Origin of the sequence: Protofrankia sp. CiT1 (assembly GCF_917627335.1) — a bacterium.
GTDB lineage: Bacteria > Actinomycetota > Actinomycetes > Frankiales > Frankiaceae > Protofrankia.
Window position 1 is genome coordinate 13,557 of sequence record NZ_CAKJTP010000054.1, and the last position, 15,023, is coordinate 28,579.

General features: G+C 69.1%; 12 protein-coding genes and 2 pseudogenes. 4 read left to right on the top strand and 10 right to left on the bottom strand.

Going from position 1 to position 15,023, the window contains the following annotated elements; all coding sequences use genetic code 11:
• Window positions 1–16: 16 nt before the first annotated feature.
• From MJ785_RS11185 to MJ785_RS11220, 7 genes and pseudogenes are all read right to left on the bottom strand, one after another.
• Window positions 17–1,408 carry an acyl-CoA carboxylase subunit beta gene (locus tag MJ785_RS11185; protein ID WP_239310044.1) on the bottom strand — a complete coding sequence of 464 codons (1,392 nt, stop codon included), beginning with the start codon at window positions 1,406–1,408 and terminating at the stop codon, window positions 17–19.
• 288 nt (window positions 1,409–1,696) lie between these two features.
• Window positions 1,697–2,923 (bottom strand): beta-ketoacyl-ACP synthase II, encoded by a 1,227-nt coding sequence (fabF, locus tag MJ785_RS11190; RefSeq protein ID WP_239310045.1) that lies wholly within the window; start codon window positions 2,921–2,923, stop codon window positions 1,697–1,699.
• Window positions 2,920–3,168 (bottom strand): acyl carrier protein, encoded by a 249-nt coding sequence (locus tag MJ785_RS11195; protein WP_239310046.1) that lies wholly within the window; start codon window positions 3,166–3,168, stop codon window positions 2,920–2,922. The genes fabF and MJ785_RS11195 overlap by 4 nt, the downstream gene beginning before the upstream one ends.
• 62 nt (window positions 3,169–3,230) lie before the next feature.
• Entirely contained in the window at window positions 3,231–4,169 is a 939-nt protein-coding gene (locus MJ785_RS11200; protein WP_239310047.1) for a beta-ketoacyl-ACP synthase III, read from the bottom strand.
• A complete protein-coding gene (locus MJ785_RS11205) occupies window positions 4,166–5,143 on the bottom strand; it encodes an ACP S-malonyltransferase (protein WP_239310048.1) in 978 nt (325 codons plus the stop codon). Before MJ785_RS11205 ends, MJ785_RS11200 begins: the two co-directional genes overlap by 4 nt.
• 250 nt (window positions 5,144–5,393) lie before the next feature.
• Window positions 5,394–6,676: pseudogene (locus MJ785_RS22255) on the bottom strand (PucR family transcriptional regulator).
• Between the two features lie 191 nt (window positions 6,677–6,867).
• A complete protein-coding gene (locus MJ785_RS11220; RefSeq protein ID WP_239310061.1) occupies window positions 6,868–7,353 on the bottom strand; it encodes a lytic transglycosylase domain-containing protein in 486 nt (161 codons plus the stop codon).
• A 332-nt stretch (window positions 7,354–7,685) separates the two neighbouring features.
• Here MJ785_RS11220 and MJ785_RS11225 point away from each other — a divergent pair, with 332 nt between their 5' ends.
• Window positions 7,686–8,975 carry a DegT/DnrJ/EryC1/StrS aminotransferase family protein gene (locus MJ785_RS11225; RefSeq protein WP_255724067.1) on the top strand — a complete coding sequence of 430 codons (1,290 nt, stop codon included), beginning with the start codon at window positions 7,686–7,688 and terminating at the stop codon, window positions 8,973–8,975.
• A 26-nt stretch (window positions 8,976–9,001) separates the two neighbouring features.
• Here the strand turns inward: MJ785_RS11225 and MJ785_RS11230 are convergent, their stop codons facing one another.
• Window positions 9,002–10,936: a nucleoside-diphosphate sugar epimerase/dehydratase gene (locus MJ785_RS11230; RefSeq protein ID WP_239380696.1), complete on the bottom strand. Its 1,935-nt coding sequence runs from the start codon at window positions 10,934–10,936 to the stop codon at window positions 9,002–9,004.
• A 181-nt stretch (window positions 10,937–11,117) separates the two neighbouring features.
• On the opposite strand from MJ785_RS11230, the gene MJ785_RS11235 reads away from it, so the two are divergent.
• The 3 genes and pseudogenes from MJ785_RS11235 to MJ785_RS11245 all read left to right on the top strand — a co-directional run.
• Window positions 11,118–12,728 (top strand): polysaccharide biosynthesis tyrosine autokinase, encoded by a 1,611-nt coding sequence (locus MJ785_RS11235; protein WP_239380698.1) that lies wholly within the window; start codon window positions 11,118–11,120, stop codon window positions 12,726–12,728.
• Between the two features lie 99 nt (window positions 12,729–12,827).
• Window positions 12,828–13,418 (top strand): hypothetical protein, encoded by a 591-nt coding sequence (locus tag MJ785_RS11240; protein ID WP_239380700.1) that lies wholly within the window; start codon window positions 12,828–12,830, stop codon window positions 13,416–13,418.
• 171 nt (window positions 13,419–13,589) lie between these two features.
• Window positions 13,590–13,915, top strand: a pseudogene (locus MJ785_RS11245) (aminotransferase class I/II-fold pyridoxal phosphate-dependent enzyme); the annotation flags it as partial.
• 34 nt (window positions 13,916–13,949) lie between these two features.
• Here MJ785_RS11245 and MJ785_RS11250 read toward each other — a convergent pair.
• Both MJ785_RS11250 and MJ785_RS11255 read right to left on the bottom strand, forming a co-directional pair.
• The gene (locus MJ785_RS11250; protein ID WP_239380705.1) at window positions 13,950–14,210 is read right to left on the bottom strand and encodes a hypothetical protein; all 261 of its coding nucleotides are present in this window, start codon (window positions 14,208–14,210) and stop codon (window positions 13,950–13,952) included.
• 32 nt (window positions 14,211–14,242) lie between these two features.
• Window positions 14,243–14,878: a Uma2 family endonuclease gene (locus MJ785_RS11255; protein WP_239333617.1), complete on the bottom strand. Its 636-nt coding sequence runs from the start codon at window positions 14,876–14,878 to the stop codon at window positions 14,243–14,245.
• Between the last annotated feature and the right edge of the window lie 145 nt (window positions 14,879–15,023).

Below are 15,023 nucleotides of genomic sequence, written 5' to 3' on the forward strand. Positions count from 1 at the left end.
GGGGGATCGGGCGCTCTTACAGGGGGATGTTGCCGTGGGAGCCACGGCCGGCGGGTGCCCCGGCAAGGGTGCTGGCGATGACCGCGCGGGTGTCGGCGGGTGTCACCACGGCGTCCACCACTCCCAGTTCCACGGCTCGGTCGATCCCGCCGACCAGGCGCGCATGTTCGGCGGTGAGTTCTGCAAGCACGGTTGAGCGGCGCTGCGCCGGGACCTCCGCCAGCGTGCGGCGGTGCAGGATTCCCACGGCGGCCTCGGCTCCCATCACCGCGACCTCCGCTGTTGGCCATGCGTACACGGCTGTTGCGCCCAGGCAGCTGGCGTTCATCGCGATGTAGGCGCCGCCGTATGCCTTGCGGGTGACGACGGTGACGCGGGGCACAGCGCACTCGGAGAACGCATAGAGCAGTTTCGCGCCGCGCCGGACCACGCCTTCCCATTCCTGGCCGACGCCTGGGAGGTAACCCGGCACATCGACCAGGACGATCAGCGGTACTCCGAAGGAGTCGCACATCCGTACGAAACGGGACGCCTTTTCGGCGGACGCCGCGTCCAGGCAGCCGCCACGGCGCAGCGGGTTGTTCGCGACCACGCCGACCGTGCGGCCACCGAGCCGGCCGAGCGCGGTGACGATGTTCGGTGCCCACTTCGGGTGGAGTTCGAGCACCTCGCCGTCAAGGACGCCCGCGACCAGCGGGCGCACGTCGTACGCACGGCGGGGTGACTCCGGCAGAAGGCTGCCGAGGTCGCGATCCCGCACCGGTCCGATTTCGCCCTGATCGGCAAGGAGCGCGCACAGCCGCCGGGTGCGTTCGATGGCGGCCTCGTCGGAGTCACAGGTGATCGCGACCACGCCGCTGCGGCGTGCGTGTACATCGGCTCCGCCCAGGCTGTCGGCGGTGCAGTCCTCGCCGGTCACGGTGCGTACGACATCCGGGCCGGTAACGAAGATTTTGGCATCCGGGCCCATGAGGACGATGTCGGTCAGCGCGGGGCCGTACGCCGCGCCACCCGCGGCGGCACCCAGCACCAGGGACAGCTGTGGGATCCGCCCGGATGCTCGCACGGTTGCCGCGAACACGCGGCCGACACCGTCAAGAGACGCCACACCCTCCTGGAGCCGAGCGCCTCCGGAATGCCAGATTCCCACCACCGGAGCGTCGAGGCGCACCGCGGCCTCGATAGCGTGGACGATCCGCGCACAGCCGTCACGGCCCATCGCTCCGCCCTGAATGGTCGCGTCCGTGGCGAAGGCGACGACCGGACTGCCATCAACGGTGCCTTTTCCAGCCAGCACCCCGGAGCTGTCCGCCGTGGTGAAGGGCTCGAATGAATCAGGATCGAAGAACTGGGTCAGCCGGGCTGACGGAATGCGTGGGTCAATGCGTTCGAGCGTAGAGAGACTCATTTTTTGTCTCCTTGAGATCATAGTGTCTCGGGCGGCGCGAAGGAGACGACTTCCCGCTGGTCATGTCGCGATCCGCGGGGTCCTGTAAAGTCATGCCGCCGCTGACCGGTTTGAGGTCACTGGGTTCTCCGGCCGTGTGCGCGAGCCATTGTCACGCGGCCGTCGACCGGCTGGGCCTGTCGCGGAGCCCCGGAATTCAGTGCCGGGTGCCCGTCTCGGGTGCCCGTGCGGACCTGAAATAACCAGGCATGCAGGCCCGCACGGGTGAAGTCGTCAGGTATATGGATGTCAGGGTGTGAAAGCGAGGCAGACGTCGTGCCCGCCGAAACCGAACGAGTTCGACAGCACCGCCCCGGTGGGGATGGCACGGTTATCGATGGACACCACGTCCAGGTCGATCTCGTCGTCGAGAGCGTCGAGGTTACGGGTCGCCGGTACCGTCCGCTCCCGCAACGCCAGGACACAGAACACCGCCTCGACCGCGCCGGCCGCGCCCAGCAGATGCCCGGTCATCGACTTGGTCGAGGTCACCGTCACGGTGTCGAGCGCGGCACCGAGCGCGGCCCGCAGCGCACGGGCCTCGGCGACGTCCCCGGCCGGAGTGGAGGTGGCGTGGGCGTTGATGTGCACGACATCGGTCGGGACGAGCCCGGCGGAGCGCAATGCCGCGCGCACGGCCCGCGCCGCCCCGGCCCCGCCGGGTTCGGGCGCCGCCACATGGTAGGCGTCCGCGCTGATCCCCGAACCGGCCAGCGTGGCGTACACCCGCGCGCCGCGGGCGCGGGCGTGCTCCGCGGTCTCCAGGACCAGCACCCCCGCACCCTCCCCGAGGACGAAGCCGTCCCGGCCCTTGTCGAACGGCCGGGACGCCGTGGCGGGCGCGTCGTTGCGCCGGGACAGGGCCTGCATCTGGGCGAATCCCGCAAGGGGCAGAGCGTGGATCGCCGCCTCTGAGCCGCCCGCGATCGCGATGTCGGCCCGGCCAGCCCGGAGCATGTCCAGCGCATGGCTGATCGCCTCCGCGCCGGACGCGCAGGCGCTGACCGGGGCGTGCACCCCGGCACGAGCGGTGAAGGCGAGCCCGACGGTCGCGGCCGGCCCGTTGGGCATCAGCATCGGCACCACATGCGGGGAGACCCGCCGCGGCCCCCGCTCCCGCAGCACGTCGTACTGGCCCAGCAGGGTCAGGACTCCGCCGATGCCGGAGCCGATCACCGCGGCGAGGCGTTCAGGGTCGACGTCGGGGGTGCCGGCGTCGGCCCAGGCCTCCCTGGCCGCGACCAGGGCGAGTTGTTGGACCCGGTCGAGGGTACGGGCCTCGACCCGGCCCAGCGGGGGTTCCACCGCCAAGGGCGCGCCGATGTGCACGGGCAGCTGCTCGACCCAGTCCTCGGTGAGGCGGCGGACCCCGGAGCGGCCCGCGAGCAGCCCCTCCCAGGTGGATGCGACATCGCCGCCGACAGGAGTGGTTGCCCCGAGGCCGGTGACCACGACCTGCCTGGGGGTCTCGGTCACGCGGCGACACCCGCCCGCTGGATGTAGGACACCGCGTCGCCGACGGTCTTGAGGCTCTTGACGTCCTCGTCGGGGATCTTCACGCCGAACTTCTCCTCGGCCGCGACCACGACCTCGACCATGGACAGCGAGTCCACGTCCAGATCGTCGATGAAGGTCTTGTCCGCCGTGGCGTCGGCCGGGTCGACTCCGGCGACCTCCTCCAGAATCGCGGCGAGCCCTGCCAGGATGTCGGACTGCGACATGTACTTCTCCTTCTTGGTTTACCCCGGTACTTCCGTCTGCCGGGCGGCACTTTCGGGGAATCCTATGGGCAGCGGACGACCTGACCGCAGTAGGTCAGGCCGGCGCCGAAGCCGAACAGCAGAACCGGATCACCCGGCTGCAGCCTCCCGCCGTCGAGGAGCCGACTGAACGCGAGTGGGATGCTGGCGGCTGAGGTGTTGCCGGCGTCAACGACATCGCGGGCTATGACGGCGTTTGTAGCACCGATACCGTTTACCAGCGCATCGATTATCCGGAGATTGGCTTGATGGGGGACAACGCCGGCGATGTCGGCTGGCGCGAAGCCGGCCAATTCACAGGCACGCCGGACTATCGGTGTCAACGCGATGGCCCACCGGAACACCGTCTGGCCTTCCATGCGAAACAGGTTGTCACCATACCCCGGAACGCGAATGGCGCCCGCCTTCCCACCGTCATGGCCCCATACGGCCGGTCCGATCTCCCTGGTCACGGCGGGCCCGACGACCGCCGCGCCAGCACCGTCGGCAAGCAGGACACACGTCGAACGGTCGTCCCAGTCGGTGTAGTCCGACAACCGTTCGGCCGCGACGACCATGACGTGTCTGGCGCTGCCGGCCCGGACCATGTCGGACGCCATCGACAGGGCGTAGGAGAATCCGGCACAGCCCGCGTTGAGGTCGAGGGCGCCTGCCCGCCCGGCACCGAGGCGGTGGGCGATCTGCGGCCCGGAACCAGGGATCTGGGACGGATTCGTGCAGGTCGCAAGCAGGACCATGTCGAGATCGGCGGCGTCGATACCGGCTGAGGCCAGCGCCTTCTCCGCCGCCATGCTCCCCATCGAGACGATCGTCTCGTCGGCATCCGCAATGCGTCGGGCGGCGATACCCGTCCGCGCGCGAACCCATTCGTCCGAAGTCGCGACACGCCTGGCGAGATCGTCGTTGGTAACCACACGGGCGGGCCGGTATGTCCCGAGCCCCATCAGCCGGGAGCCGGTCATCGCGCTACTCCGACGAGCCCGCTGAGGGTCTCCTCGACGTCGTCGCCGACTGGGTCACCGCCGGCAAATTCGGCGACCAGCTCACGGGCTGCGGGCAGGTCGTCGGGGGTCTTCACGGCGACGATCCGCACGCCGGGGAACTCCCTTTTGGCGATTCCCGCCAGTGTGCCGGCGGGCGGGAGCTCCAGAACGGCCGTCACTCCGAGATCACGCAGCCGCGCCAGGCACAGGTCCCACCGGACCGGGGCGGCCACCTGGTTCACCAGCCGGGTGACCAGATCCGAGCCGGTCTTTATGATCATTCCATCCGCGTTGGACACCTGTGGCAGCGCGGGAGTTCGCGGCCGTAGCCCCGGAGCGACCTGCGCCAAGCGCTCACGGGCGGGTTCCATGAAGTGGGTGTGAAAGGCGCCCGCGACCGACAGCGGCCGCAGGCGGGTCCGGGGCGGCGGGTTGTCGGTGAGGCCGGCCAGTGCCTCGATCGTGCCGGCCGCGACGATCTGGCCGGCACCGTTGCGGTTCGCGGCGGTCAGAGCCAGCTGCTCCAGGTGGTTGATGACGACATCCGGTTCGCCACCGACCACAGCGGTCATACCGGTGGCGACACGCCCCGCGGCCTGCGCCATTGCGCGTCCGCGCAACGCGACGAACACGAGCGCGCTTTCAGCCGTCAGCGTGCCGGCCAGCACGGAGGCGGTGATCTCACCCACGCTGTGGCCGCCGACCACGATATTTCCCGTGTTGATCGGAGGCAGTTGCTCGGCGGCGACCAGACCGGTTGCGACGATCAGTGGCTGAGCGATGGCCGTGTCCCGGATCGTGTCCGCGGACGCGTGGCAACCGACGTCAACGAGGTCGATTCCGACGGCCTCGGACCACCACCGCAACCGTGTCTCAATCCCGCCGATCTTGATCCAGGGCTGCAGCTGACCTGGGGTCTGGGCACCTTGACCGGGCGCGAGGATAACGAGCACCGGACTACCTAACCCTTCCCGGCCGCTGTCTGTCGCTGGCGGGCACTCACCGTTGTGCCGTCAGCCCGTTGTGGGGTCTCCACAAAATGATTCGGTCGTCGCGCGTCTTTGTTCCGCATCTACTCCGCTGGAGCGGAATTTCGTGACGCTGGCGACAAGTGATGGCAAGACGTCCGGGTCGACCGGCGCCGAACCCGCAGGCCGGCTACGCAGCGGGCCGGTCTGTGACCGGCCTGTGACCGGCCTGTGGTCAGGCCGCGGTCAGGCGGCCCAGGATGAGCGCCACATGCAGGGTGAACCGTTCGCGGTGATCTGTCGGATCAAGACCGCAGACGTCGGCGGCCTTACGCAGTCGGTAACGGACCGTGTTGGGGTGGAGATAAAGCGCGCGCGCCGTGGCCTCCAGCGAGGCGCCGAGGTCGAGGTAGGCCCGGCCGTCGCCAGCAGCGGTGTTCCCGCCTCGCGCAGCGGGTTGTAGACCTCCTCCACCAGCGCTCGGCGTGCCCCGGTATCGCCGGCCAGCGCCCGTTCAGGCAGGAGCGCCTGTGCCGTTACCGGTCGCGGAGCGGCCGGCCACGCCGCGACCACGTCGGCGGCGGCCAGCGCCGCATGCGCCGAGGATGCCGCCGCGGCCAGATCGGCCGCGACCGGGCCGATGACGACCGGACCGGGCCCCCACGCGGGCAGCAGGGCGGCGGCGGCATCGAGCAGGGCACGCTGGGTCTGGTCATCGGATCTGACTGACCGCGCCGCGGCCTGGCTGGTGGCGAAGTCACCCCCGACGATGACAACCAGGCGTTCGTGGTGGACACCGGTGAGCACCTCCAGCCCGGCACCGCGCCCGAGGCGGTGGACCTCGTCGACGACGACCTCGGGGGAGTGGTCCGGGGCGTCCCCGATGATCACAGCGACCGCGGGCGGGTTGCGCCATCCCAGTGCCGCCGCGCGCGACGGCAGCGCCCGTTCCACCTCGCCGCGTACGACATGGTCGACGACGAGCGCCTCCAGCCGGGCGTCCCAGGCACCGCGCTCCTCAGCGGCACGGGCATAGACGACCGCGCCGGCGAAGGCGATGTCACGGGAGTAGCGCAGCACATCGGCCAGCAGCCGTTGCTCGTGCTCGGGGCCGGCCAGGGCGGGTACCTCAGCCTCGATCGCCTCGACAGCCACCCGCACGAGATCGACCAGCCGGCGGAAGGTGACCGCTCGAACGAGATCGCGGGGGGCGACCCGGAAGACGTCTCCGGACAGCTCCCGGGCGTGTTCGGGCCGCCGGCACCACTCCACGAAGGACGAGATCCCAGCCTGCACCACCATCTGGATGTCGGCCCGGTGGCGTGCTGACATGTTCGAGAACCAGGGCAGGACGTCGTGCATGCGTACCACGGCGCGGCTCGCGAGCATGCCGCTGGACCGTTCTATCCGCCGGATGATCTCCTCGGCCGTGGTAAGGGCCACCTGTTGCTCGGGCAGGGACCCGACGGCCGCGTTCCTGGCCGAAGGAGCGTCGCTGCCCGTGGCCGGCTGCGTCACCGGCTGCGCGGTGTAGCGATCCCGGCTGCTGGGCCGGAGCTGGAACGCCGCTCACCACCATCGAACATGTCTCCTCCATCAAGTCGTTGACGCATGCGCCCTGGCCCGGATCCTTGTCTCCCGCGGACCGCGGGATGTGCGGGCGGCACGCGACGGACGTCAGGGTGACAATCAAGCCTGGCAGCGATTGTCTACAACTGATCATTAAAACGGCTGGCCCAGCTGTGGACCTTGGCGACATACGCCCTGGTCTCGCCAAAGTCAGGGACACCGCCAGCGTCACGGACGGCCCGGGGCCCAGCATTATACGCGGCGAGAATCAGCGACACGCGGTCGCCGGGCAGCTTCTGGACGACGTCGGCCAGGTGAGCCTCATAGTGCGCGGCGGACGGGATAGCGTCCGCCGGATCCAGGGGATTCGCCATCCCGTCGGCGTTACCGTCGACACCGAACTGTTTCCAGGTCTCGGGCAGGAACTGCATAAGGCCTCGAGCACCGGCGGCGGATACAGCCAGCCGGTTGAACTTGCTTTCCACCCGCGCCTGACCAGCGAGCTGCGCGGCGGTGAGCACACCGTAGACGGTCGCGGCCTCCTGGAAGAGGGGGATCAGATCGGGCGGGACCCGGACTGATGACCGGGGCGTGGCCGCGCCACAGCCGGTCAGGACCGTTGCCATGATTATGATCATAAATAGAGTGAGCGAGCTGGTAGCGCGTAACGCCTCCGGCCGGGTCGTGTCGCGTACGCGGAGCCGCGATTCCCACTGAGGGTTCACCTGCCCATTCTCCTGCGTTGGATGATCGTATGTGCGGACCTGGTCAATCTCCCGGGCCGGGGGTCTTGGGACAACGGTAAAACGACGACGGTCTCATACATCGCCAGCGGTCGCGGGATGGCGCGCGGGGCGGATGATTCCAACTGGACACCCCCCGGCGGTGCTGGTGGCCCAACTGCTGTGATATTGCTAAGAGAGACATAAAAGAAACTAGGGGTGACGTTATTGGCATCTTGGCAACGTCCCGGCTAGCCGTCGACGGCGGACAGCCAGTTCGTGACAGGCCGTATCCGCGATGGCCCGTCTTTCGTCCTGAGGAGATCGCCACGGCGACGGCGACCATGCGTAGGGGCGACGTCAGCTACTGGACGGGCCGCGAGGGCAGGCGTTTTGAACGCGAGTTCGCCGAAGCCGTCGGCGCGTGTCATGGGGTGGCTGTGGCCAACGGCACGGTTGCCCTGGAGATCGCCCTGCGGGTGGTCGGGGTCGGGCCGGGGGATGAGGTGGTGGTGCCGGCGCGGTCGACCATCGCGCCGGTCAACTGCGTCGCCGCTCTCGGCGCCCGTCCGGTGTTCGCCGATGTGGACGCTGAGTCACAGACGATCACCGTTGACTGTATCCGCCGGGTGCTCACCGCGCGGACCCGTGCTGTCGTCGCCGTTCACCTGGCCGGTTGGCCAGCGGATGTGGACGCACTGCGGGGCCTGGCTCGAACCCGCGGACTCGCCGTCATCGAGGATTGCGGCCAGGCGCACGGGGCCACCCTGCGAGGCCGATCGGTTGGGACACGAGGCGATATCGGTGTGTGGTCATTCGGCTACGATAGAATTCTGAGCACCGCTGGTGAGGGTGGCATGGTCACCACTGACGATGCGGCGCTGTACCGGGCGGCGTGGTCATACAAGGAGCAGGGGCGGCGTTTCGCGGTCGTGGACGCGGGGGCCGAACCGAGGCTGGAGCCGGACGGCCTGTCAACAGACGACTTCGGCGGCGACGGGTTCGATGATCGCGATTGGGAGCAGGGTGGCGGCTCACCTCTCGCCCATGGCGGCTTCGGCACGAATGCCCGCATGCACGAACTGGCCGCGGCGGTAGGCCGGGCAGGGCTTCCGCACCTGCCGGAGATGGTCGAGCGGCGCCGGGACAACGCCCTGCTGCTCGCCTTGCGGCTCCGCGATGTAGCGGCGCTGCGGTTGGTCTCGCCCCCTTCTCACGTCGGCCACGCCTACTACCGCTGGTATGCGTTTGTGCGGACTGACCTGCTCCACGACGGCTGGAACCGCAATCGGGTCGTGGCGGCTGTCCGGGCGGAGGGAGTCCCCTGCTTCACGGGCTGCCCTCGGGAGGTGTATCGGGAGGCGGCCGTGCCCGCGTGGTGGCGCCCCGCGGCGTCCCTGCCGGTGGCCAGGGAGCTGGGCCGTACGGCGATCGCCCTCCTCGTGCATCCGGCCCTCGACCTGTCCGACATCTCCGACGCCTCCGACGCGCTCGTCAAGGTCATGTCGGTGGCGACGTCGGCGTAGTTCGCGCGTCACTGTTCGTGGGCGCGTCACTGTTCGTGGGCGACCGCGGTGGGCGTCTGGCCCGGTCGGGGCTGGACGGGTATCTCGGCCTCCAATCGCGGCTGGACGCCGAGATCCTCGCAGCGGGCGAGCTGGCGCAGCGCGGTCCTGGCGCTTTCCGGCTGTCCCCACGGGTCGAGATCGAGGATGTGCCGCCGCTCGACCGGCGGCGCCGACACGTAGGAGATCAGGGGGTGATGGCGGCGGATGTCGTGCTCGTTGTCGTCGAAGAGCTCCTCGTGCAGTTTCTCGCCGGCGCTGAGCCCCGTGTAGATCACCTCGACGGGGCGCGCCGCCCGGGTCGCGAGGCGTTTGGCGACATCGGCGATTCGCACGGGCTGGCCCATCTCGAGCACGAGGACGTCACCGTTGCCACCCAGCGCGCCGGCCTGGATGACAAGCTCCACGGCCTCCTCGACGGTCATAAAGTAACGGGTGACATCCGGATGCGTGACCGTGAGTGGACCGCCGGCCGCCAGCTGGCTGGCGAAGATCCTCAGTACGGAGCCCTGGCTGCCCAGCACGTTACCGAACCGGACGCTGACGAATACCCCACGCGCATGCTGGCCGACGTGGGCGGTCAGGCGTTCGGTGATTCGTTTGGAGTAGCCCAGGGCACTCGTCGGGTTCGCGGCCTTGTCGGTTGAGATGTTGACGAAGCGTTCGACGCCGACAGCGACAGCGGCGTCGAGGATCGCGAGCGTCCCCCAGACGTTGGTCTTGATCGACTCGCCGGGGAAGCGTTCCAACAGCGGCAGGTGTTTCAGTGCGGCGGCGTGGAAGACCACCTGTGGACGGTGCCGGTCGAACAGCGCGTCGACAGCCTCGACGTCCCGGATGTCACACAGCACCACGGCTTCGTCGTCGGCGATCGCCTGGCCGTGAATGGACAGCTGGACGGCCCGCAGGGCTGATTCGTCCCGGTCAAGCATGATCATTTTTTCGGGTTGGTGGCGGTGGATCTGGCGGCACAGTTCGGAACCGATCGAGCCGCCGGCTCCGGTGACCAGGATCCGTTTACCGGTGAGATAGCCCGCAACCGAGGAGACGTCGGTCTGGATCTGGCAACGCCCCAGCAGATCGGTGAGGTCGAGGTCGCGGATGTCACGCACGTCCACGCGCCCGTCGATGAGATCCACCACCCGCGGGAGCACCTTGACGGTGAGGCCCGCCTCCTCGGCGACCTCGGTGATCTCCCGTAGCAGCGTGGCGTCGGCGCTCGGGATGGCCACCAGCAGGGTACGCGCGCCGGTCTGGCTGGCGACCGTGGCGATGGCCTCCCGCCCGCCGCGTACCCGCACCCCGCTCAGGGCCAGGTTCCAGGTGCGGGGATCGTCGTCGAGCAGGGCCACCGGCAGGTACGGGCTGTCCGGGGTGTGCAGCATCGAGGCCAGCACGCGGTCGGCCCCGTCACCCGCACCGAAAACAATGATCGGCTCGGTATCGGGGCGCTGTGGGCGCCGGCCGCGTTTCTCGGCCAGCCGCCACAGGTAACGGATGCCGAACATCGCGACGAGACCGACCGCGCCCGCCAGCGGCAGGACGCTCACCGGCAGCGGCCCGGGCCGGCTGATGCCGGCGTCGACGACGACGATCCCGAGCGTGGCCAGCCCGACCGAGCAGGTCAGGGCGAGTACCTCGTCGAAGCCACCGAACCGGTACCGCCCAAGGTAGAGGTGCAGAGCTGTGCCGGTGACGTAGAGCAGGCAGGCCGCGAGAACGGCGATCACCCAGAATCCGGCGTCGGCCACGGGCGGCTGGCCGAACCGGGCGAGGTAGGCCGCACTCAGGCCGAGTACCAGGCACGCCGCGTCGACACCGATCTGGAGGCCGACCCGCCAGCGCAGGTCCAACAGGGACAGCCGGGCGACGGCCCGCCACCACCGGAGCTCTTGGGGGCCAAAAGTCTTCTGTTTCTGCATGACTCCACAGCGTAATAACTACTGATGGTAAGTACATGGATGCGGAGCGAGTATGTTGGTTGCGCAGCGTCGTGCTGCGATAACTAGGATGTTTTGCCCGGAGAGGACAGGTCTGTTGGTGGAACTTCGGGACTACGTCAGAGCGCTCCGCCGGAGTTGGCCGCTTCTGGTGGTCTGTGTCATGCTTGGCGCTCTGGTCGCCGCGGCTGCCACCTGGCGGGAGGCGAAGGCCTACGCCGCCGCGGAGACTCTGGTGGTGGTGTCGTCAGACGGCACCGACAGCGCGACATCGGCCTATCAGGGCGGTCTGCTGTCCCAGCAGCGGGTGAAGTCCTATGTCGATCTTGTTGCCAGTGATCGGATCGCTGCGGGGGCCGTCGCCAGGCTCGGTCTTGATATGCCGTCACGGAGCCTCCAGGCCAAGATCAAGGCCGAAGCCGTCCCGGACACGGTGCTGTTGCGGATCACCGTGACGGATGGCGACGCCAGGCGCGCTCAGGCGCTCGCGGACGCGGTGGGCGAGGTGTTTTCCGAGGCTGTCGCGCAGATCGAGACGCCGGCTCCCGACAAGTTGCCGTCGGTGCGGGTGAACGTGTGGGAGAAGGCGAAGCTGCCGACCGAGCCCGTGTCGCCGAAACCCGTACGGGCCATTTCCCTGGGTGCCCTCCTGGGCCTGCTCGTGAGCATCGGTGCGGCTGTGCTCCGTCAGCGGCTCGACACGAGCGTCAGGACCGACGCCGACATCACCGCGGCGACCGGCCTGGCAACGCTCGGCGCGATCGCCTTCGATACCGCGGGCGCACGCTACCCCCTGGTGGGGCCGCTGGACGCGCAGTCAGCGCGCGCGGAGGCGTTTCGCCAGCTCCGGACAAACCTGCGGTTCGCCGATGTGGACATGCCGGCGCGCGTCATCCTGGTCTCCAGCGCCACGTCCGCGGAGGGCAAAACAACGACGACCTGCAACCTGGCGATCATTCTCGCGCAGGCCGGAGCACGAGTGGCGCTGGTCGAGGCGGACCTGCGCAGACCGTCCTTCAGAGAGTACCTCGGGATCGAGACCGCCGCCGGTCTCACCTCCGTGCTGATCGGTGCTGTTGATCTTGATGACGTGCTGCTGCCATGGGGTGATGATGGTGGCCGGCTGGAGGTCCTGCCCAGCGGGCCGCTGCCACCCAACCCCAGCGAGCTGCTCGGGTCCCGCGGCATGGGCGAGGTGCTCCGCGAGTTGTCCGGCCACTTCGACATCGTGCTCATCGACGCCCCACCGCTGCTCCCGGTCACCGACGCGGCTGTGCTCGCCGCGCAGGTGGATGGCACCCTGCTGGTCGTCCGCAACGGCCGGACCCGGCGGGAACAGCTGGCCCGGGCCGCCGAGGTGCTGCGGGCGGTGGACGCGCGGGTGCTGGGGGTCGTACACAACATGATTCCCACCAAAGGGCTGGACGCTATGTACTACGGCTATCCCTCCTACAGCGGGTACACCCAGATCAGGATGGGGCCGGGCCGGCGGAACAGACACCGAGCCGTTGCCCAGCAGAGCGTGGTCGACCCGGGGAGAAGCGGCGCGGGCCACAGCGAGGGCCACGGTGAGGGCATAAGGATCGCTACCCAGCGTGAGTCGACTGACGATCCCGACGGTGCCGCTGGGGGCCCAGCTGACGATGCGGCCGAATCGCGCACCATGGAGCATCCGGTTGGCGGCGTCGGGGCTGGCGGTGATCTGTCGGCGGAGCTGACGACCCCGTTGGCGCTTGACGCGAAAACGACCGGATCCCACCGGCGCAAGCGCTAGTAGATGAAACCGGGGCTGGCCACCGGGACGAGCCTCCGGTGCCCGTGGTCCCGCTGGGGCCGGCGCTTCTCGAGGCTTCGCGTCCTGGCGGCCGCGACTGTGATCGTGCTGTTGCTGGTTGCCGTGGCCACCGCCTGGGTAGCGGTTCGCGGCCGGCTGGCGCAGTCACACCTGCGGATCGCCCAGACCCAGCTCGGTCAGCTCGAACGTGAGTTGTCCGCTGGTCGCGGGATGTCCGTGGCCCGGTTGCGCCAGACGACGAATGAGGTCATCCGTGAGACGGCCGCGGCCAGGCGTCTCACCGGCGGTCTGGTCTTTGCGCTGGCTGCCCGGGTACCGCTGGTCGGTTGCCCCGTTCACACGACGCGGTTGATGGCGGTGGCGGTCAACGACTTCGCCGCGGTCGGGCTGCCGGCCATTGCCACGGTTGGTGAGGCCCTCCTCCCGGCCGGGACGCCTGGCGTCAGGCCCAGCCTGGTGTCACGGCTCATCGGGGTCCGTGGCTCGATCGACACCGCGCGGGCCGCTGTCGGGCAGTTCCGCCAGGAAGCTGGCCGCACGTCCGCCTGCGGTGCGATCGGGCGGCTGGTCGGCATCGAGAAGGCGGTCACCGAGGCTGTGCGGCTGAGCGAGGCCCTCGCTCGGACGGCGCAGATGCTGGATCTCGCCAGCGGGCTGCTGCGCCGATGACAGATGCCGATGACAGGCGCGGCTGGCAGGCGACCGGGCAGCCGGGACCGGGCCGGCGGTCCTGGTTGTCGGCTGCCGTCAGCGCGTTCGTAACCGAATGATCACATGTCGGAAAACCAGCTGGCAGAAGGCTTGGCCGGGAACAGCTGACAAGGAGCGTTTCCAGATAGGGTGCCGACGCTCCAGAATCCCAGCGGATCACGCTGACGGCGCCGCGGCGGGCCGAGGTGATCGACCTGTGCCGCCGACCGGGGGTACTGGTGGTTGAGGACAACCCATACGGACTGCTGTCGTTCACGGGTGAGCCGGTGCGGGCGATGCGGGCGATACGCGCCGACGCCCCTGACGATGTGGTGTATCTGGGGTCGTTCTCAAAAATGTTGGCCCCTGGGCTGCGGGTCGGGCGGGCGCCGGCCCCACCAGCGGTGACGGCACGGCTGGTGTTGGCGGCGGAGTCGGCGATCCTGTCGCAGTCGATGTTCACCCAGCTGGCGGTCGGTTACTCTTTTCGATCTTGCGGCTGTGGGGCTATCAGAGGATCTTCCGGTAGCTGTCAACAACGGGGCCTCCACCTGCGGAAACGGCCCGCTGGCGCTGGCTGTCACACCGTTGTTCGGGCACTCCCGGATGTGGGCGGCGATCCTCGCCGGCTGGATTTCCGCGTTGCTGCAGGCCATCACCGGCTACGACCAGCACACCGGCCGCGCGCACGCCGCCCGTCTCCGCCGCGACCTGCTCCTGGTCCCCGGCCGGCTGGTGCGCCACGCCGGCCAGCCCATCCTGAGCCGTCAACGATCTTCGACAGCGCTACTGGCGGATGTAGGTCAGAAGGTCAGGTCGTCCCAGGTGATGGTGATCGGGATGGGGTTGGTGATCTCGGGAGGGCCGCTGGCCTCGTCCTTCATGAAGGTGCCCAGGTGTTTGTAGAGCATGCTGGCGCGGTCGAGTGCGTAGCGTTCGATGCTGGTGACGCCGTCGTTGTCGAGCCTGGTGATCCAGTAGTGCGGGATACCCGCGCGGGCGTACTCGCCGAGCTTGTCGGTGGTGTCCTGAGTCTCCGAGCCGGGCGAGACGATCTCGATGACGAGCAGGGCGTGCTCGGCGCGGAGCCGTTCGCCGCGGTCGCGGTCGAGACAGCGGTAGAGGATGACGTCGGGCCGGCGGTTGAGCAGTGGGACGTCGCGGAGCCGCAGGTCCACGTCGTTGTTGACCGTCAGGCAGCCGAACCGGCCTGACTTCACCGCGTCCCGGGCGTGCCGCTCCAGGAGGTTGGCCAGCCGCCGGCCGGCGGTCTGGTGATCCGGGGTGGGGGCCTCGCAGAACACGATGTAGCCGTCGACGATCTCGATTGCCCGTGCGAGTTCCTCTGATAGCGCCTCATACTCTGCGGCTGTCACGCGCGCGGGCTGCGGGCGCAGGTCACGCAGCCAGCTGTCCTCCGGCAGGGCCGTCGTCACCATCGCCTCCCGGCCAGGTTTGATCGTCAGACGTCCACGACGTCGGTGGACCGCGGTCCACTCGTCCCAGCGTAGGTCCCAGGCGCACGGCCGCGTGCGCGCACCGCATCAGGGACACAGCCTCGCAGTGCCGCGCCCGTTCAGTCGG